Origin of the sequence: Serratia sp. Ag1, assembly GCF_000743355.1 — a bacterium.
In the GTDB taxonomy this organism is placed as follows: domain Bacteria; phylum Pseudomonadota; class Gammaproteobacteria; order Enterobacterales; family Enterobacteriaceae; genus Chania.
In genome coordinates this window covers 21,397-41,654 of the sequence record NZ_JQEI01000010.1, presented here as the reverse complement: position 1 = coordinate 41,654, position 20,258 = coordinate 21,397, and the positions used below count along the sequence as shown (strand labels likewise).

The 20,258-nt window shown below is 53.5% G+C and carries 17 protein-coding genes and 1 riboswitch; of the genes, 7 read left to right on the top strand and 10 right to left on the bottom strand.

Translation table 11 applies throughout. The features are described from left to right. Positions 1-422: 422 nt before the first annotated feature. Both murI and btuB read right to left on the bottom strand, forming a co-directional pair. Positions 423-1,286 (bottom strand): glutamate racemase, encoded by an 864-nt coding sequence (gene murI, locus IV04_RS06300; RefSeq protein WP_037404327.1) that lies wholly within the window; start codon positions 1,284-1,286, stop codon positions 423-425. Beyond that, positions 1,231-3,120 (bottom strand): TonB-dependent vitamin B12 receptor BtuB, encoded by a 1,890-nt coding sequence (gene btuB, locus IV04_RS06295; RefSeq protein WP_037404326.1) that lies wholly within the window; start codon positions 3,118-3,120, stop codon positions 1,231-1,233. Before btuB ends, murI begins: the two co-directional genes overlap by 56 nt. A 68-nt stretch (positions 3,121-3,188) precedes the next feature. Further along, a riboswitch (cobalamin riboswitch) is annotated at positions 3,189-3,403 on the bottom strand. 112 nt (positions 3,404-3,515) lie between these two features. Between btuB and trmA the strand changes: the two genes are divergently transcribed. After that, entirely contained in the window at positions 3,516-4,616 is a 1,101-nt protein-coding gene (trmA, locus tag IV04_RS06290) for a tRNA (uridine(54)-C5)-methyltransferase TrmA (protein WP_037404325.1), read from the top strand. Between the two features lie 48 nt (positions 4,617-4,664). Here trmA and IV04_RS06285 read toward each other — a convergent pair whose 3' ends face one another. Together IV04_RS06285 and fabR are read right to left on the bottom strand one after the other, a co-directional pair. Beyond that, positions 4,665-5,021: a YijD family membrane protein gene (locus IV04_RS06285; RefSeq protein ID WP_037404323.1), complete on the bottom strand. Its 357-nt coding sequence runs from the start codon at positions 5,019-5,021 to the stop codon at positions 4,665-4,667. 13 nt (positions 5,022-5,034) lie between these two features. Beyond that, complete coding sequence (gene fabR / locus IV04_RS06280) at positions 5,035-5,667, bottom strand: HTH-type transcriptional repressor FabR (RefSeq protein ID WP_037404329.1); 633 nt, start codon at positions 5,665-5,667, stop codon at positions 5,035-5,037. 216 nt (positions 5,668-5,883) lie between these two features. On the opposite strand from fabR, the gene sthA reads away from it, so the two are divergent. Next, complete coding sequence (gene sthA / locus IV04_RS06275; RefSeq protein ID WP_037404321.1) at positions 5,884-7,281, top strand: Si-specific NAD(P)(+) transhydrogenase; 1,398 nt, start codon at positions 5,884-5,886, stop codon at positions 7,279-7,281. Here sthA and oxyR read toward each other — a convergent pair. Further along, entirely contained in the window at positions 7,273-8,181 is a 909-nt protein-coding gene (gene oxyR / locus IV04_RS06270; RefSeq protein ID WP_037404319.1) for a DNA-binding transcriptional regulator OxyR, read from the bottom strand. The genes sthA and oxyR overlap by 9 nt on opposite strands. A 150-nt stretch (positions 8,182-8,331) precedes the next feature. Between oxyR and IV04_RS06265 the strand changes: the two genes are divergently transcribed. From IV04_RS06265 to IV04_RS06255, 3 genes are all read left to right on the top strand, one after another. Further along, positions 8,332-9,063 (top strand): redoxin family protein, encoded by a 732-nt coding sequence (locus IV04_RS06265; protein ID WP_037404317.1) that lies wholly within the window; start codon positions 8,332-8,334, stop codon positions 9,061-9,063. Positions 9,064-9,338: 275 nt separating this feature from the next. Further along, on the top strand, positions 9,339-9,599 hold the full coding sequence (locus IV04_RS06260; protein WP_037404316.1) for a toxin HicA: 261 nt from the start codon (positions 9,339-9,341) through the stop codon (positions 9,597-9,599). Next, complete coding sequence (locus IV04_RS06255; RefSeq protein WP_037404315.1) at positions 9,586-9,912, top strand: type II toxin-antitoxin system HicB family antitoxin; 327 nt, start codon at positions 9,586-9,588, stop codon at positions 9,910-9,912. The genes IV04_RS06260 and IV04_RS06255 overlap by 14 nt, the downstream gene beginning before the upstream one ends. Positions 9,913-9,961: 49 nt before the next feature. On the opposite strand, the gene argH is transcribed toward IV04_RS06255, so the two are convergent. The 4 genes from argH to argC all read right to left on the bottom strand — a co-directional run bounded on the left by argH (position 9,962) and on the right by argC (position 14,443). Then, the gene (gene argH / locus IV04_RS06250) at positions 9,962-11,335 is read right to left on the bottom strand and encodes an argininosuccinate lyase (RefSeq protein ID WP_037404314.1); all 1,374 of its coding nucleotides are present in this window, start codon (positions 11,333-11,335) and stop codon (positions 9,962-9,964) included. 64 nt (positions 11,336-11,399) lie between these two features. Next, positions 11,400-12,617 carry an argininosuccinate synthase gene (locus IV04_RS06245; protein ID WP_037404312.1) on the bottom strand — a complete coding sequence of 406 codons (1,218 nt, stop codon included), beginning with the start codon at positions 12,615-12,617 and terminating at the stop codon, positions 11,400-11,402. Positions 12,618-12,643: 26 nt separating this feature from the next. After that, positions 12,644-13,417, bottom strand: a complete 774-nt coding sequence (argB, locus tag IV04_RS06240; RefSeq protein WP_037404311.1) for an acetylglutamate kinase — start codon at positions 13,415-13,417, stop codon at positions 12,644-12,646. Positions 13,418-13,438: 21 nt separating this feature from the next. Then, complete coding sequence (argC, locus tag IV04_RS06235; protein ID WP_037404309.1) at positions 13,439-14,443, bottom strand: N-acetyl-gamma-glutamyl-phosphate reductase; 1,005 nt, start codon at positions 14,441-14,443, stop codon at positions 13,439-13,441. 216 nt (positions 14,444-14,659) lie between these two features. Here argC and argE point away from each other — a divergent pair, with 216 nt between their 5' ends. After that, positions 14,660-15,802: an acetylornithine deacetylase gene (gene argE, locus IV04_RS06230; protein WP_037404307.1), complete on the top strand. Its 1,143-nt coding sequence runs from the start codon at positions 14,660-14,662 to the stop codon at positions 15,800-15,802. Positions 15,803-16,114: 312 nt separating this feature from the next. Beyond that, a complete protein-coding gene (gene ppc / locus IV04_RS06225; RefSeq protein WP_037404306.1) occupies positions 16,115-18,751 on the top strand; it encodes a phosphoenolpyruvate carboxylase in 2,637 nt (878 codons plus the stop codon). A 537-nt stretch (positions 18,752-19,288) separates the two neighbouring features. On the opposite strand, the gene metF is transcribed toward ppc, so the two are convergent. After that, on the bottom strand, positions 19,289-20,182 hold the full coding sequence (gene metF / locus IV04_RS06220) for a methylenetetrahydrofolate reductase (RefSeq protein ID WP_037404305.1): 894 nt from the start codon (positions 20,180-20,182) through the stop codon (positions 19,289-19,291). Positions 20,183-20,258: the final 76 nt, after the last annotated feature.

Below are 20,258 nucleotides of genomic sequence, written 5' to 3'. Positions count from 1 at the left end.
CAATTAAAAGCTTGATGTGCTTAAACACGTTAAGCGATGCTCGAAAATCAACGTTCGTAATAATTCATTCAAATGAATTACTGCTTGGTCACTCTTCAAGACTTGATATTTTTTGTGCTGCCGAAGCAGCTGGATATCGTCTTGTGAGTGCCCACACAGATTGTCTGATAAATTGTTAAAGAGCGTGGTTACCGGATTGTTTCTCGGTAACGCGGGAGGCAGATAATACGCTTTCCCGCTGAAGAGTCAACCTTTTTTCTCTTGCGAGAGCCGGTATCTTTACCGGGTTGCTTCTTCCTGTCTGGGCGACGTGTTGGTCGTTGTTCCCGGTCAGTGGAGGCGCATTATAGGGAGTTCCGCGCAGGCCGCAACCCCTAAATTCAATTTTTTTCCTGACCGTTGAATGTTTAATCAAAACACCCTCAAAGTGGCAGTTTTTTCAACGCTTTAAAGCCATAACTCTGCAATACGGGCAACAAAGCATCAGTATCTTCGTTCAATGCCATGCAATAAGCCAGATTATCTTCCTGAGTTGAGTTCAACCCTTCTTGCGCTGAGATAAGCCAGGCTGCACGGCGAGCAATGGCTGCACCGGAATCCACCAGTCTCGTCCCCTCTGGCAGAACCTGCATCAGTTCTTCAGATAAAAGAGGGAAATGGGTACACCCCAATACCACCGTATCCGGTGGTTCACGCATGTTCAGCCACGGTTGCAAAATTTTCCTGAGCGTTGCCAGTGGCACTTCTTCGCCATGCAGTTTAGCTTCAGCCAACTCCACCAGTTCCGAAGAGCCCAGAAGTTCGATTTTGCAGTCGGTTGCGAAACGGGAAATCAACTCATGGGTATAAGAACGCTGGACGGTACCACGCGTTGCCAACAACCCAACGATACCATTGGCGGTTAGTTTGGCCGCAGGCTTGATCGCGGGTACCACACCGACTACCGGGAAAGCAAAGCGCTCACGCAGCGCAGGCAAAGAAACTGTACTGGCGGTATTACAGGCGATAATCACAATCGCCAGAGGGTGACGTTGCTGAACCGCGCTGACAATCTCCAGCACTCGCTCAACGATAAATTCTTCGGATTTTTCACCGTATGGAAAGGCGACGTTATCAAAAGCGTATATATAGTGGAGATCCGGCAGTAATTGCCGAACCTCCTGATACACTGACAACCCACCGACACCGGAATCAAATATCAGCACCGTAGGGCGCGGGGCCTCAGTGCCCTTAGAAGGTATAGCTTCCAGTGAGGTAGTATTCTCTTCCTGGAGTAACGTAGCCATAAGCCGTCTCGTAATCTTTATCAAACAGGTTGGCAATTCTACCACGAACTGTCAGATGAGATGTGACCGGATACGAAACTGCGAGATCCCACAAACTGACGCCCGCCAGTTTCAGGCGTTGCTCTGGATAGTTGCTGTAATCAGCATCATAGCGCTCACCCAGATATTGGTATGTGAGTGCCCAATCGAAGTCCTCTATCTGCCAATCCAGTTCATATTTGATCTGCTGCTTAGAGCGCCGAGCCAGCACCTCATTCGTCTTCGCATTACGTGGATCAACATAGTCATAGCTAATCTGATGGGTCAATGGCCCGGTATCAAAGGAGGCCGTAGCTTCAATACCTTTGATGGTCGCCTGATCCACATTGTAATAGGCTGGCGCAACATTACTGGAGGAATAGCCAATCAGGTTATCGATATCATTACGATACCCCGTTACACGCCAGGCTACCGTACCGGTCAGGCCTTCAAAACCCCCTTCCCATTGCCGACTCTCTTCCGGTTTAAGACCCGGGTTACCACCAAAGTCGCCGTATTGTTGCCCCAAAGTCGGCGCTTTGAACGCAGTGCCATAAGAAGCTATTGCACGATAGCCTGCAACAAACTCCCACGCAGCGCTGGTTTGCCAGGTATTGTGCCAGCCGAATTGTGAGTTCTCGTCACCACGCACCGCACCTTCCAGGGTCACCGCGTCAAACTGTTGCTGTGCAGTCAGATACAGCCCGGTATTACGTTGGCTCTTCTTGTCGGAGATATAAGCGGTGCCAGGCTCGAGCTTCTGCTCTTGCCAATCGACCCCGCTACTGATGCTGCCCTGAGCAACCCGGAAATGATTTCCCCACTGCACATTATATTGTGTGGAGTCATCCAGAATTGATGAGGCAGAATAACGGCCATATTTCGGGTCGTAATTATAATCCTTGCTATGGCTATAGCTGGCAGTTAGTTGCGTAGCATAAATTCCTTGGTGATAACGCAGGCCACCGTCCCACGACTGGCTATAGAGCTGGCGGGTATCGGGCAAAGCATCTGCATGCAGGGGATCCTGATAGCTGTAACTGCCATCGTAAGCAGTACGATTGTCGTAACCATAACCGCGCATAAATCCGCTCAACGACTCGCTAAACTGATGCTGCAGTTGGCCATACAGCGCCTTGCTCATAAAGCCGTCGCGATCGGGCTGTGCCGGATTACCAAAGCCGTCTGGCAGGTTGGCCACCACATCATAGCCTCTGGTATAGGTATAGCTGCCAGCCAACGTCGCTAAAGTACTCTCACCCAATGGTTGTTGCGTTGCACCATCATAGGTTTGATAGCCATTGGAGCCCACTCCGGCAGACAGCGTTGTGTCATTCTTATCACGGGTGGTAATGATGTTGATCACCCCACCAATAGCGTCAGAACCATAGACGGCGGAACGGGGCCCACGGATAAATTCAACTTTCTGCACCAGCGAAACCGGGATTTGGCTCAAATCAGAGGAGCCGGTAATCCCCGCCTGATTCAGGCGCACACCATCAATCAGCAGCAGCACATGCCTGGCTTCGGTTCCACGTATAAAGACCGAGGAGCTCTGCCCCAGGCCGCCATTCTGCGCGATATCCACTCCCGGCAACCGGCGCATCACATCGACCATACTTTTAGCCTGCCAGCGCTCGATATCATTACGCGTGACGACGGAAGTGGGTGCCAGCACCGAAGAAACCGGCTGCGGAAAGCGGTTAGCGCTTACAACTAGGGTATCGCTGTTATCAACCGTGGTGCTGTCTTGCGCCCATCCAGAAACTGCCGTCACGGAGCAAACCGCCAGCAGGGTATTTTTTATCATTGTCATTCAGAAAAGCATCCAAACTTAATTGGCGGATGCCGCAGGATCACAGCCGATAATTCGCGACGGCCATGGTTATTGCGACGTACACCGGCAGGTTTTCGGGCTTGGGATTTGCAGATTGCCGCAGGCAACCGGCACCGGGCGATGACTTCCCATCCAGCAGTGGACAGTGTCTGCATCAAAAATGCTATCGCCGTGACTTCCCCATACCGCTGCGCGTCAGCTCCAGATTTGCACTGGATTCCCTTTTCACTCGCTGCTTGAGACCGGACGGCCATGCTACGATCAATAAAAATGGATGTCTAGACTGCCAATAAATGCCAAACGCAACAAAACTGGACTTCACGGTTTGATTCCCTACAATCGCCGCAGATCCAATTTGCCTGACGAGAAGAACCATGACGCCCGAGATTTTGCCCATTGAACGCTATGACGACCAACTGGCGGAGAAAACTGCTCGCCTGAAAACGATGATGTCGCCGTTCATGGCACCTGAGCCGGAAGTGTTCCGCTCGCCAGTCAGCCACTACCGTATGCGCGCAGAATTCCGTATCTGGCATGATGAAGACGAGATGTACCACATCATGTTTGATCAGCAGACCAAGCAACGCATCCGCGTCGATAGCTTCCCTGCCGCCAGCGAGCTGATTAACCGGCTGATGCGCGAATTGATCGCCGCCCTCAAACCTAACCCGGTACTGCGCCACAAACTGTTCCAGATTGATTATCTCTCCACGCAGAGCGGTAAAATCATTGCTTCGTTGCTGTATCACCGCAAGCTGGATGAACAATGGCAGCAGGAAGCGGCGGCATTGCGTGATGCGCTGCGTCAACAGGGCTTTGATGTGCAACTGATTGGCCGTGCGTCGAAAATGAAAATCATGCTGGATCAGGATTATATCGACGAAGTCTTGCCGGTCGCCGGTCGCGACATGATTTATCGCCAGGTAGAAAACAGTTTTACCCAGCCGAACGCCGCAATGAACGTGCAGATGCTGGAGTGGGCGCTGGATGTCACAAAGGATTCGCAGGGTGATCTGCTGGAACTGTATTGTGGTAACGGCAACTTCTCGCTGGCATTGGCACGCAACTTCGAGCGCGTACTGGCCACCGAGATTGCCAAGCCTTCCGTTGCCGCAGCTCAGTACAACATTGCGGCCAACCAGATCGATAACGTACAAATTATCCGCATGGCGGCAGAGGATTTCACCCAGGCGATGAACGGCGCGCGTGAATTCAATCGGCTGAAAGGCATTGATTTAACTAGCTATAATTGCGAGACAATTTTTGTCGATCCACCGCGCAGCGGGCTGGACGATGATACCCTGAAAATGGTGCAAGCTTACCCACGCATTCTGTACATTTCCTGCAACCCGGAAACGCTGTGCGCCAATCTGGCAACACTGCAGGCCACTCACCAGATCAGCCGACTGGCGCTGTTCGATCAGTTCCCTTACACCCACCATATGGAATGCGGTGTGTTACTGGAACGTCGCTGAGAAGAGTTCTGGCGGGCTCAATACCCGCCATTTCATTGAAAATAAAGCTTATTGCTCAACAGAGTCACGTTTCTTCAATTGGACCCCAATCCAGAATACCAGCGCAACACAAACAATCGCTGGCAGGAAGTTAGAACCAATCTGCGGGTATTCTACCCGGACAATCGCGCTGTACCCCAGGATCCCCAACAAGAAACAGGCGGCAGCCAGCTTTGGCATGCCATCTGGCATTGGCCGAGCCAGGTAACGTTGATGCAGGCAATACACTGCCAGCACCAGCGCAATTAATGGGAAGACCGAAAACGGCACCACCGAGCTGAACAACGCGGCAAAGGAACCGTTTATCGACAGGCCAGCGATCAGGGCCAGCAGTAAAGTACCATTCTCACGACAGGATTTTTCCATTATTTTCACCTTGTTATACGCGGGATACAGATGCTTTTTCTTGTTCGCGACGATACCAGTAATAAGCCCCTTTGGAAATCATCCGCAATTGTAATACCAGGCGTTCCTCCAGCTTCCGGCGCTGTTCGATGTCAATATCCAGCGCTTCCGCACCTGCACTGAACACAATGGTCACCATCGCTTCGGCCTGCGCTTCGGTAAAGCTGCGCGGCATATGGTTTTCCAACTCAAGGTAATCCGCCAGTTCGGCAATAAAATGTTGGATTTCACGCGCTACCGCCGCACGAAACGCCGCAGAAGTCCCAGAGCGCTCGCGCAGCAGCAACCGGAACGCGTTTGGGTTGTTACCGATAAATTCCATAAATGTGGATACCGACGTGCGGATCACGCTGCCGCCCTTGGCAATGCGTTGGCGTGCCTGACGCATCAGTTGGCGCAGCATCAGGCCACTTTCGTCAACCATGGTGAGCCCGAGCTCATCCACGTCGCGGAAATGGCGGTAAAACGAAGTCGGGGCGATCCCCGCCTCCCGCGAGACTTCGCGCAGGCTCAGGCTGGCAAAACTACGTTCGGCACTGAGCTGGCTGAAAGCCGCTTCAATGAGGGAACGACGAGTCCGTTCTTTTTGTTGTGCTCTGACGCCTATATGCATATTCAGATCGATCCCATCCACTCAAGCTAACGCCGTAGAATCGGCAATATAGCAAATTTATTGCAACCGCATTTATACAAACGCGCTTTGTCACAGTTTCGGGCCGCACTAACGGTGTTTTGCCTCAAAAAGTCTAATGGTGATTGGGTGTACAGCGCTATTGATGTTAAGATCCCGTTGTAATTTTGTATAAGAACAGGTCTCTCCTACATGCAACAGCACTATCAATTTGACGCCATTGTCATTGGCTCGGGCCCTGGTGGTGAAGGTGCCGCCATGGGGCTGGTGAAACAAGGTGCCCGCGTCGCCGTGATTGAACGGTACAATAACGTGGGCGGCGGCTGCACTCATTGGGGCACCATCCCCTCAAAAGCCCTCCGCCACGCGGTCAGCCGCATCATCGAATTCAACCAGAACCCGCTTTACAATAACTCCCGCACACTCAGTGCCACTTTCCCTGACATTTTACGCCACGCCGACAACGTTATTAACCAGCAAACCCGCATGCGCCAAGGCTTTTATGAGCGCAACCAATGTAAACTGTTTGCCGGTGATGCCCGCTTTATCGACGCCAATACCGTCAGCGTTCGCTATCAAGACGGTACTCAGGACACAGTCCGCGCGGACAATATTGTGATCGCCTGCGGTTCGCGCCCTTATCGCCCGGCCAACGTTGATTTTAAACACCCGCGTATTTATGACAGTGACTCAATTCTCGAATTGAACCATGAACCCCGTCACGTGTTGATCTACGGTGCTGGGGTCATTGGCTGCGAATATGCGTCGATCTTCCGTGGTTTGAACGTCAAAGTGGATTTAATCAACACCCGTGATCGCCTGCTGGCGTTTCTCGATCAGGAAATGTCGGATTCACTGTCTTATCACTTCTGGAATAGCGGCGTGGTGATTCGCCATAACGAAGAGTTCGAGAAGATTGAAGGCACGGAAGATGGCGTGATTGTGCACCTCAAATCCGGCAAAAAAGTGAAGGCGGATTGCCTGTTGTACGCCAATGGCCGCACCGGCAACACCGATTCGCTGGGGCTGGAGAATGTCGGCCTGGAGGCTGACAGCCGTGGCCTGCTGAAGGTCAACAGCATGTACCAGACTGCAGTGGCCCATATTTACGCCGTGGGTGACGTGATTGGCTACCCAAGCCTGGCTTCAGCCGCCTACGATCAAGGCCGTATCGCCGCACAGGCCATTTCCTCTGGCTCAGCAGGCGGGCACCTGATCGATGATATCCCGACCGGCATTTACACCATACCGGAAATCAGCTCTGTCGGTAAAACCGAGCAGGAACTGACCGCGATGAAAGTGCCTTACGAGGTAGGCCGCGCCCAGTTCAAACACCTGGCTCGGGCGCAAATCGCCGGGATGAACGTCGGCAGCCTGAAGATCCTGTTCCACCGCGACACGCTGCAGATCCTGGGGATCCACTGCTTCGGTGAACGTGCGGCAGAGATCATTCACATTGGTCAGGCGATCATGGAGCAGAAAGGTGAAGGCAATACTATCGAGTATTTCGTGAATACCACCTTCAACTATCCGACCATGGCCGAAGCTTATCGGGTTGCTGCGCTGAACGGTTTAAACCGTCTATTTTAAGGCGCTGCCGAGGTAATCCTGCATATGTTCGCGGATCGCTTCGGCCAACTGCTCATAACGGCCACGCAGCGGGGAACCGGGGCGATACACCAATGCAATGGTGCGCTTCGGTTCCGGCTTATAGCAATCCAGATAGCACACGCCATCACGCTCCCGCTCATTGGGCACCGCCAAGGCTGGCAACAGTGTGATTCCGCTGCCCGCAGCCACCATATTGCGCAGTGTTTCCAAACTGGTCGCACGGAAGTGGGTATCTTCATCGGCACCAGCCTGGAAGCAGAAGCCCAACGCCTGATCGCGCAAGCAGTGGCCATCTTCCAGCATCAGCAGTTTTTCCCCGGCTAAATCCGGCATCGCCACGCGATCGCGCTGCGCCCAAGGGTGATCGGAATACACCGCCAGCTTCATCGACTCGTCAAATAACGGTACTTCGATAAAGGCTTCGGTTTCTTTCACTAATGCCAGAATCGCACAGTCCAGCTTACCGCTGTCGAGTTGCGCCAGCAGTTGGTGGGTTTGCGCCTCATGCAGATACATTTCCAGCTTGGGAAAAGTTTTATGCAGCGTTGGGATAATCTGCGGTAACAGATAAGGCCCTACAGTCGGGATCAGGCCGATGTGCAGCGGCCCGGACATGGCCTCGCCCTGCTGGCTGGCCATCTCCTTCAGGACTTTGACTTCACGCAGCACCGTACGGGCCTGCTCCACCAGCAATAAACCCGCCTGAGTGAATAACACTTTACGGCTGGTGCGTTCGAGCAGCATCACACCCAGTTCATCTTCCAGCTTGCGGATCTGCCCGCTTAATGTGGGCTGACTGACATGGCACGAATCAGCAGCCCGCCGGAAATGACGGTGCTCGGCCAAAGCGATCAGATACTCTAAATCACGAATATTCATTGTTTACCTCCTAGCCATGATAGCTCATGGCGATAGATAAGATAGCAATGAGTGATTAGAACTATCAAGCCCAAGCATGAATAATGTCTTCCAACAGAGTCAGACTGCACAAAACTCAAAAAAATATTTTTATTATTAAAGGGTTAATTCATGTTTACTAATCAAGAAGGCAAAAAAGTCCCTCAGGTTACTTTCCACACCCGCCAAAGCGACCAATGGATCGACGTCACCACCGACGACCTGTTTAAAGACAAAACCGTGATCCTGTTTTCTCTGCCGGGAGCATTCACTCCAACCTGTTCTTCCAGCCATCTGCCACGCTATAACGAACTGTTCAGCGTGTTCAAGCAGCACGGCGTTGACAGTATTCTGTGTGTTTCGGTCAACGACACCTTCGTAATGAACGCCTGGAAAGCAGATCAGCACGCTGAAAACATTACCTTTGTGCCAGACGGCAACGGTGAATTCACCAAAGGGATGAACATGCTGGTTGAGAAAGCCGATCTGGGTTTTGGCCCTCGTTCCTGGCGTTACTCTATGCTGGTACGCAACGGCGTAGTAGAAAAAATGTTCATCGAACCCAACAAGCCGGGCGATCCGTTTGAAGTGTCTGATGCCGATACCATGCTGAAATACTTGGCTCCAGCGTTCAAAGTGCAGGAATCCGTTTCCCTGTTCACCAAACCCGGCTGCCCATTCTGCACGAAAGCCAAACAAATGCTGCAAGAGCGTGGCATGCCGTACGAAGAGATCGTGTTGGGCCAAGATGCTACCACCGTCAGCCTGCGCGCTGTCAGTGGCCGCGCTACCGTGCCACAGGTGTTTATCGGTGGGCGTCACATTGGTGGCAGTGACGATCTGGAAGCTTTCCTGTCAGCCTAATAAGAAAAAATACCGGACGGGTTTCACACGGCACTCAACAATGTGCCGTGTGAAAATACGCTTATTAGGGAAACCATAGCGGAACGCTGCCAGCGTTGCCCAAGTGATTAACCCCGCATCCGAGTAAAAACCAAACCGGGCCGTTGCGCCCGGTTTTATGCGTAATACATTCCAGATTGCCTATCCCCCGGTTGCCGAAACCTTCTTTTACCGTCATTTTTATCCGCAGACAGCTTGAATGATACTATTAATGATACTATATTGAGAGCGTACGGATGAAAGAGCTTAGCGACATCATAGTCAGTCTTCGCCAACGGCAGACCAATATCAAATTTCATGAACTGGTAAAAATCTGCAACCGTTGGTTTGGAACCCCACGAATGAGTAGTGGTAGTCACAAGGTTTACAGCATGCCCTGGCCGGGGGATCCGCGAGTTAACATCCAACGTGCGGACAGCGGTATGGCAAAGGTTTATCAGGTCAAACAGGTGATAGCCGCCTTGAGCAGACTGGAGGAAGAAAATGGCAATACATGAACATTACACTTACCGGATCACTTGGTCAGCAGAAGACGGTGAATACGTCGGGCTATGTACTGAATTCCCTTCGTTGTCCTGGTTGGCATCAACACGCACCGGGGCACTGGATGGTATTGAGCAACTGGTGGCACAGGTGGTAACAGACATGCTCGCCAATGGCGAAACCCCACCGGAAGCGTTGGCAGAGAAAAATTTCAGTGGGAAGTTGGTATTGCGTCTGACACCAGAACAGCATCGGCGTTTAGCGATCAACGCTATAGAAGAAGGTGTCAGCCTGAACCGCTACCTGTGTGCCCGGCTGGCAGGATAGCCATACGGCATCAGTCAGGGCCGAGCAAGCTCGGCCCTGTTAAACATCATCACGCCAAACGTTTCTTTGCGTCACTAATCGCACTCGCGACCTGCTGCGGTGAAACACCACCTTTAGCAGCACGCTTGTCCAGGCAGGATTGCAGAGCCAGAACGGGATAGACATCATCACTAATCACAGCGCTGAATTGCTGCAAGTCGGCCAGTGGCAGATCTTCCAGCGGCTTGCCTTGGCGAATCGCCTCAACCACCGCTTCACCCACAATGTGGTGTGCTTCGCGGAACGGCACGCCTTTAGCCACCAGATAGTCGGCCAATTCGGTAGAGTTGGCATAGCCCTGTTGTGCCGCTTCCTGACAACGTGGGCGTTTCACCTGAATACCATCCAGCACCAGCGCCGCCATCTGCAGGCAGTCCATCCAGGTGTCGAGCGCATCAAACAGCCCTTCTTTATCTTCCTGCATGTCTTTGTTGTACGCCAGTGGCAACCCTTTCAGGGTCATCATCATGCCGGTCAGCGCACCCTGTACGCGCCCGCATTTACCACGGATCAGCTCCAGCGCATCTGGGTTTTTCTTCTGCGGCATCAGGGATGAACCTGAGGTCACGCGATCGGAAAGCTCAACAAATGCCGCTTCGCCGCTGTTGAAAAAGATCAGATCTTCAGCAAAGCGCGACAGGTGCACCATGCTGATAGCCGCGTTGGACAGCAGTTCCAGCACATGGTCGCGATCGGAAACACTATCCAGGCTGTTACGGGTCGCAGATGCAAAACCCAGCCAGCCAGCCAGTTGTTCACGATCGATCGGATAAGCCGTCCCTGCCAGCGCGCCGCTGCCAAGCGGGCTGACATCCAAACGCTTCAACGTATCCTGCAAACGGCTTTCGTCCCGCGCCAACATCTCCACATAAGCTAAACACCAGTGGGCGAAAGTGACCGGCTGCGCACGCTGCAAGTGGGTATAGCCCGGCATTACCGCATCCTGATTGGCTTCGGCGGTTTCTACCAGTGCCTGCTGTAATTGGATAATCGCCTGATGCAGTTCACTGACCTGGTGTTTGCACCACAGTTTCAGATCGGTTGCTACCTGATCGTTACGGCTACGACCGGTGTGCAGCTTTTTGCCCAAATCGCCGACTTTGTCGATCAGCTTCTGCTCTACCCAACTGTGAATATCTTCCGCGTCGCTTTTGACGATCGCCAGCGGATCGGCCTGAACCTCTGCCAGCAACGCGTTCAATGCCTGCTCAAGCTGCTGTTGCTCCGCCGCCGTCAGTACATTGACGGTCACCAGCGCTTTTGACCAGGCGATAGAGCCAACAATGTCCTGTTCCGCCAAGCGATAATCAAAGCGCAGAGAATCGTTTAATTGTTTGAACCGCTGATCCGCCGCCTGACTGAAGCGCCCGCCCCAAAGTGCCATAATCTTGCTCCTGAATAAATATGCGAAAGGGCGCAGCATGCTGCGCCCCTTAAATGACCCAAGGTTACTTTTTCTTCTCGTTCAGCGCACGAATACGGGAAGAGAGCGAGAACAAGCGGATAAAACCGCCCGCATGGTTGTGATCGTAAACTTCGTCTTCGCCGAAGGTCGCAAACTCTTCGGAATACAGGCTGTTGGCCGATTTTTTCTGAATCGCCGTTACCTGGCCTTTATACAGTTGCAGTACCACTTCACCGTTAACTTCTTCTGCCAGCGCTTGGGCCGAAGCCTGAATGGAACGACGCAGCGGTGCGAACCAGCGGCCATCGTACACCACGTAAGACATTTCCAGGCCCAGCTGCTCACGCCATTTGAAGCTGTCGCGATCCAGAACCAGTTGCTCAATACCACGCAACGCAGCCACCATGATGGTGCCCCCTGGGGTTTCGTAGCAGCCGCGGGATTTAATCCCCACCAGACGGTTTTCTACGATATCGATACGGCCAACGCCATGTTTGGCACCCAGCACGTTCAAGGTTTCCAGGCATTTATACGGGCTCATCGCTGCGCCGTTCACCGCGACTACACAACCTTTTTCCACGGTTACCGTCACATGTTCAGGCTGATCCGGTGCTTCCTGCGGGTCTACGGTCCATACCCAGCAGTCTTTGTTTGCAGCATTCCATGGGCTTTCCAGCACGCCGCCTTCGGTTGAGATATGCCAGGCGTTTTCATCACGGCTGTAGATTTTTTCCAGCGACGCAGTCGTCGGGATTTTACGCTCTTTCAGGTAATCCAGCAGCGCTTCACGGGAACGCAGGTTCCACTCACGCCATGGTGCAACCACTTTCAGATGCGGGGCCAACGCGGTATAGGTGGTTTCGAAACGTACCTGATCGTTGCCTTTACCGGTCGCACCGTGGCACAGCGCGTCTGCACCCACTTTCAGCGCCAGCTCAACCTGGGCCTTAGCGATAATCGGGCGCGCCATAGAAGTGCCCAGCAGGTAACTGCCCTCATACAACGCACCGGTCTGCAGCACTGGGTAAACGTAGTCACGAATGAACTCTTCACGCAGATCAACCACGTGACACTCAGAGGCACCGGATTGCAGAGCTTTCTGCTCAACGCCTTCCAGATCGCTGCGCTCCTGGCCGATATCCGCCACGAAGGCTACCACTTCGCAACCACCGTAGTTCTCTTTCAGCCATGGAATGATGGCCGAAGTATCCAAGCCGCCAGAGTACGCCAGAACGATTTTCTTGATGCCTTTGTTTTGCATTGTGTTATTCCTTTTTAATTCTAAATTTAAGCGAGGATCCGGGTGCCAAGCGACACACCATTAAACAGAGCAGGCAGCTTTTCGGCATTACGCCAGCTGGCGATATCTACCGGGCGGCCAAGAGTACGGGCCGCATCCAGTGCCGCATTCACCTTCACTACCATACCATCAGTAATGATGCCCTGAGCAATCAGTTGTTCTGCTTTTTGCGCCGTCATTTCCGCGATGCGCTGCCCTTTACCATCGAGAATGCCACTGACATCCGACAGCAGGATCAAATCTGCACCGAGGGTAGCAGCCAGCGCCGTGGCGGCCTGATCGGCGTTCACATTCATCAGTTGGCCTTCAGCGGTAATACCGATAGAACTGATCACCGGCAGATAGCCCGCCGCCAGCAGCGTATTGAGCAACACAGGCGAACCCGGCTGTGCATTGCCAACGTGGCCCAACGCTGGGTCGAGCTGCGTCACCGCAACGCTGCCGCCATCGGCCAGGCTCAGCCCAACCGCACTGATTTTATGTTTGACCGCCCACGCCAACAGCGTTTTGTTGGCAGTCCCGGCCAATGCACCGGTAATGATATCGATCTGATCGGCAGGCGTTACGCGCAAGCCGTTCTTCTTCACTACCGGCAGAGAAAGCTGCTTCATCAGCTCATCGACCACGCAACCACCACCGTGGACGATCACCAGCGGGCGCTGATGTTCCTGGCGATAAATATCCAGCGCACTAAACAAACGCTCCAGCGCTTCTTCACTGTCCAGTAACACACCGCCGAGTTTAATAATTAATGGGTTCATCGCTGCTTACTCACGATCGATTTAAATTAATGACTGGGTTTCTGGGAACCCAAAACGGATATTCAGGCACTGCACTGCCTGCGCAGCCGCACCTTTCAGCAAGTTGTCTTCCGCTGCTACGGCGATCAGATGCTCGCCCTGCACGGCAAAACCGATATCGCAGAACGGCAGGCCCACCACCGATTTCAGCGCTGGCACACCTTTATCGTACAGCCGTACCAGCGGTTTATCGTCGTAAGCCGCATGATAGGCCGCAGCCACATCCTGCGCGGTGACGCCCGTTTTCAGGCGGCAGGTGATAGTTTCCAGAATACCGCGCGGGAAGCTCCCCAAATGCGGCGTAAAGATCACCGGGATACCCAAGTGCGCGGTGATTTCAGGATGATGGCGATGGTTGAACAGGCCATAAGGCTGCAGGCTGACTTCGCAGAAACTGGTGGTGACGCTGGCTTTGCGCCCGGCACCGCTCACCCCGCTAACGGCGTTGATCACTGGCCATTGATCCAGATTCAGTAGTTGTTTGTCGATCAGCGGTTTTAACGTCAACTGCGCCGCCGTTGGGTAACAACCCGGCACGGCGATCAGTTGTGCTGCTTTAATTTTCTCACTTTGCCACTCGGCCAGCCCATAGACCGCTTTATCCAACCAGTCGGCATGCTGATGTTCAAAACCATAATATTGGCGGTAAAAATCGGTATCCTGTACGCGAAACGCACCTGAAAGATCGAATACCACACAACCTGCCGCCAAAAACTCTGGGGCGATGTCGTGGCTGACTTCATGTGCCGTGGCAAGGAACACCACGTCGATCCCTTTTGCCGCTTCGGCCACGTTCACCAACGGCTGCAACGGCAGATCGACAATGCCTTTTAACTGCGGATGCAGCTCGGAAAGTAATTTTCCTGCATCTGCACTTTGCGCTGAAACCGCTAAAGCGGTTATGTTCATGTGTGGGTGGCGATTCAGATAAGCCGTGAGCTCCGCTCCGGCGTAACCGCTGGCTCCAACAATCAGCGTATTCAACATGTGGCCTTTCACCTTTTTGGCTTAAAGTAGAGGCACTTGTGCCCCGATTGCAGGGCGTAGTCGCGTTGTTGCGCCGTTCACCCACGTGGTCGAGCGTTGATGTTTTTATCAACATCCTGGGGCAGAGTTCCCTTACGCTCCAGCTTAATGTATTTTTATTCAAAATAAATGCATGAATATTGATACTATCCTAACCAAAGGCTGTCAACAGTGAAGATGAAATTACCTCCATTTATTGAGCTGTACCGCGCGTTGATCGCAACAAATTCAATCAGCGCCACCGATGGTGCTCTCGATCAGAGTAATGAAACATTAATCAACTTGCTGGCCAGCTGGTTCAGCGATTTAGGCTTCCGTGTCGACGTCCAACCGGTGCCCGACACGCGCAATAAATTTAACCTGCTGGCAAGCATCGGCAGTGGCAGTGGTGGCCTGCTGCTGGCGGGCCACACCGACACCGTGCCTTACGATGAAGGCCGCTGGACACGTGATCCTTTCACCCTGACCGAGCACGACAACAAACTGTACGGGCTGGGTACCGCCGACATGAAAGGCTTCTTTGCCTTTATTCTGGACACGGTACGGGATATTGACGCCAGCAAACTGACCAAACCGCTGTACATCCTGGCTACCGCAGACGAAGAAACGACCATGGCTGGGGCACGTTACTTCGCCGCTTCCAGCCAAATCCGCCCAGACTTTGCCATTATCGGTGAACCAACGTCACTGAAACCGGTACGTGCGCACAAAGGCCATATCTCCAACGCCATCCGCATCGTTGGCCAATCAGGCCACTCGAGCGATCCGGCACGCGGTGTCAACGCCATCGATCTGATGCATGAATCCATCGGGCATTTGATGGAGCTGCGCAAAACGCTGCAAGAGCGTTACAACAACCCGGCGTTTGCGGTGCCTTATCCCACCATGAACTTCGGCCATATCAGCGGGGGCGACGCCGCCAACCGTATTTGTGCCTGTTGTGAGTTGCATATGGATATCCGCCCGCTGCCGGGCATGACGTTGGATAACATCAACGAACTGCTGCACGACGCGCTGGCACCGGTAAGCCAACGTTGGCCGGGGCGTTTGTCGATTGATGAGCTGCATCCGCCGATCCCCGGCTACGAGTGCCCAACCGATCACCATATGGTGGCAGTGATTGAGCAACTGCTGGGTTCACGTACCGAAGTGGTCAACTACTGCACCGAAGCACCGTTCGTGCAGGAAGTATGCCCAACGCTGGTGCTGGGGCCGGGTTCGATCAACCAGGCACACCAGCCGGATGAATATCTCGACACCGCGTTTATCGAACCCACACGCCAGTTGCTGGGGCAACTCGTCGATCACTTCTGCCGCTAATAAAGCCAAAGGGCGGTCAGTTGCTGTCGCCCTCTGCTTTAACGCGCAGAAAGTTAAGCCGATAAGCCAGACTGATAACCAGCGGCCCGTAATTAAATTTCAGAAAATGCGCCGATTTTGATGTTTTTTTGCTAAAAATAGTGTCAATTAGCAATTGGGCAGCAACGTAGTGAGATAAAACCGGTAGTCTTTACCTAACACGTGAAACTTACTTACAAGATGAAAATCAGGTACCCACAGATTTCAAGTTGTGGTTAACAACACCGCAGCTTTGATAACCAGGGGTATACAGAGAATTGGGCCAGGGGTTATATGAACGAACAATATTCGGCAATGCGAAGTAATGTCAGTATGCTCGGCAAATTGCTCGGCGACACCATCAAAGAAGCGCTGGGCGAGCATATTCTCGATCGCGTTGAAACTATCCGTAAGCTTTCCAAATCTTCACGTGCTGGCAATGAAGCACATCGTCAAGAACTGCTGTCTACGTTGCAGAACCTGTCCAATGACGAGTTGCTGCCGGTCGCGCGCGCCTTCAGCCAGTTCCTTAATCTGACCAACGTGGCCGAGCAGTATCACAGCATTTCGCCACATGGCGAAGCCGCAAGCAATCCAGAAGCTTTGGCCCAGTTGTTCACTCGCCTGAAAGACAAACAGCTCAGCACTAAAGAGCTGCAAAACGCGGTGGACGAGCTTTCTATTGAGCTGGTACTGACCGCACACCCAACGGAAATCACTCGCCGCACCCTGATCCATAAACTGGTTGAGGTGAATACCTGCCTCAGCCAGCTCGACCATAACGATCTGGCCGACTACGAGCGCAATAAAATCATGCGCCGTTTGCGCCAACTCGTCGCGCAATCCTGGCATACCGACGAAATGCGCAAAAATCGCCCATCGCCGGTCGACGAAGCCAAATGGGGCTTTGCGGTGGTGGAAAACAGCCTGTGGGAAGGTGTGCCAGCCTTTCTGCGCGAATTTAACGAGCAGTTGGAAAACTCCATCGATTACCGCCTGCCGGTAGAGGCCGTGCCAATTCGCTTTACCTCCTGGATGGGCGGCGATCGCGATGGCAACCCAAACGTCACGGCAGAAATCACCCGTCACGTGCTGTTGTTAAGCCGCTGGAAAGCCTGCGATCTGTTCATCCGCGACGTTCAGGTACTGGTTTCCGAACTGTCGATGACTGAATGTACCCCGGAACTGCGTGAACTGGCCGGTGGGGCCGACGTACAGGAGCCGTACCGTGAGTTGATGAAACGCCTGCGCAGCCAACTGATGAGCTCCCAGGCCTATCTGGAAGGGCGGCTGAAAGGTGAACGCGTGCTGCGCCCACAGGATCTGCTGGTGAACAACGAGCAGCTTTGGGAACCACTGTACGCCTGTTATCAATCGCTGGTAGCCTGCGGCATGGGGATTATCGCCAACGGCCAGTTGCTGGATACGCTGCGCCGGGTGCGCTGCTTCGGCGTGCCGCTGGTGCGCATCGACGTGCGCCAGGAAAGCACCCGCCATACCGAAGCCATCGCTGAACTGACCCGCTACCTCGGGTTAGGGGATTATGAAAGCTGGTCTGAGGCCGACAAACAGGCATTCCTGATCCGCGAACTGAACTCCAAGCGCCCGCTGGTGCCGCTGAAGTGGGAACCCAGTGCCGAAACGCAGGAAGTGCTGGAAACCTGCCGCGTAGTCGCAGAAGCACCACAAGGTTCGATTGCCGCCTATGTGATCTCCATGGCACGCACGCCGTCCGACGTGCTGGCGGTGCATTTGCTGCTGAAAGAAGCCGGTTGCCCCTTCGCGCTGCCGGTAGCTCCATTGTTCGAAACCCTCGACGACCTGAACAATGCCGATGATGTGATGACCCAGTTGCTGAATATCGACTGGTATCGCGGCTTTATTCAGGGCAAGCAGATGGTGATGATCGGCTATTCCGACTCGGCGAAAGACGCGGGCGTGATGGCAGCCTCCTGGGCACAATACCGCGCGCAGGACGCGCTGATCAAAACCTGTGAAAAAGCCGGGGTGGCGCTGACGCTGTTCCATGGCCGTGGCGGTTCGATTGGCCGTGGTGGTGCGCCAGCTCAGGCCGCTCTGTTATCACAACCACCGGGCAGCCTGAAAGGCGGCCTGCGTGTCACCGAGCAGGGCGAGATGATCCGCTTCAAGTTCGGCCTGCCAGAAGTCACCATCAGCAGTCTGGCGCTCTACACCAGTGCGGTGCTGGAAGCCAACCTGTTGCCACCGCCGGAGCCGAAAAAAGAGTGGCGTTCGCTGATGGATGAGTTGTCCGAAACCTCGTGCAAAATGTATCGCGGTTACGTGCGTGAAAACCCGGACTTCGTACCCTATTTCCGTGCCGCAACGCCGGAGCAGGAACTGGCTAAACTGCCGTTAGGTTCACGCCCGGCCAAGCGTCGCCCGAACGGCGGTGTAGAAAGCCTGCGTGCCATCCCGTGGATCTTCGCCTGGACGCAGAACCGCCTGATGCTGCCCGCCTGGTTGGGTGCCGGTGCAGGCTTGCAGGAGGCGGTGAAGGCGGGTAAGCAAGACCAGCTGGAAGCCATGTGCCGCAACTGGCCGTTCTTCTCGACCCGTATCGCGATGCTGGAAATGGTGTTTTCCAAAACCGATCTGTGGCTGGCGGAATACTACGATCAGCGCCTAGTGGATAAATCACTGTGGCCATTGGGTAAACAGCTTCGCGATCAGTTGGAAAGCGATATCAAAGTGGTGCTGACCATTGCCAACGACGATAACCTGATGGCAGATCTGCCATGGATTGCCGAATCCATCGCGTTGCGTAACGTTTACACCGATCCGCTCAACGTTCTGCAAGCCGAACTGCTACACCGCTTACGCCAGCAAGAGCAACCGGATGCACGGGTTGAACAGGCGCTGATGGTGACCATTGCGGGTGTCGCCGCCGGGATGCGTAATACCGGCTAGTTATGCCCTCGGTAAATAGAAAGCACTGCGATTTGCGGTGCTTTTTTATTTGCAGCACAATAAATATCCTCCGGCATAGCCGGAGGTTTTTCATATGCGCCTGTAAGGCTCTCTTACCTGCCGCGCCCTAACAGGCGCATGACTACCTCACATTTGCATTACTTCTGTTACTTACTGCCCGTAAACGGGCTACATCAATGTAAGGGCGACTGTAGTTACCACCACATCTTTCTATACACATATCTTCCTTAGCGCATATGACAGTTTCCTTTGTACTTACCCCCCAAGACACTGAATAAGTAACGTGTGGGTACTTCTCTCATTCATCGGGTATGCGCTAAGCCTTTCTCAGCAACTATTAGCGGTTTACCTATCTCCAGAGGTGCTTTGTTGCTACCTGACCACAAGCGTTACTGGCCATTAAAAGAGCCGACTCAAAGCTGGAAGCTTGACGGAACCCCCAGCCTAGCTGGGGGTTTTCTGAATACAAAAAAAGCGCAGTGATTACACCGCGCTCTTTTCAACACCACCAAGAGATCAGGCGACTGCCGGGCGAACCCCCAACGTATGGCAGATGGCATAGCTCATTTCCGCACGATTCAGCGTATAGAAATGGAAATCCTTCACCCCTTCGCGGCTGAGGATCCTCACCATATCCATGGCGATATTAGCCCCCACCATTTTGCGGGTTTCCGGATCGTCGTCCAGCCCGGCAAACATGTTGGTCATCCAGCTTGGCACCCGCACATTAGTCATGGTGGCAAAACGTTGCAACTGTTTGAAATTGGAAACCGGCAAGATCCCCGGCACGATTTCTACATCAATACCGGTCGCCACACAGCGATCGCGGAAGCGCAGGTAACTTTCCACATCGAAGAAGAACTGGGTAATGGCACGGTTAGCACCGGCATCGATTTTACGCTTCAGGTTGATCAAGTCGGCCTGGGCGCTTTTGGCTTCTGGGTGTACTTCCGGGTAGGCCGCCACAGAGATATCAAAATCACCAACGTCTTTCAGCAACGTCACCAGGTCGGCGGCATACATTTCCGGCTTGCCGCTGCCCGGAGGCAGATCGCCACGCAGGGCAACGATGTGGCGAATACCGCTGTTCCAGTAATCGGCCGCAATATCCCGCAACTGTGCCGGAGTGGCGTCGATACAGGTCAGGTGCGGTGCGGCATCCAGGCCGGTACGTTCTTTAATACCTTTGATGATGCTATGGGTGCGATCGCGCTCACCAGAATTAGCACCATAGGTCACAGAGACAAATTTAGGTTTAAGGCTGCTCAGACGATCGATCGACTGCCACAGGGTATCTTCCATCTCGCTGGTACGCGGCGGGAAAAACTCGAACGATACATTAATCTGGCCAGTTAACTCCGCCAGATTCTGATTCAGCGCTTCCCGCTGGTTTGCGTGAAAAAAACTCATACCCTGTCCGCCTCTTATCGATCACTATTTTATTTTCGTAAGCGTCTATACGTTTAGACGTCTAGATAGAAAATGC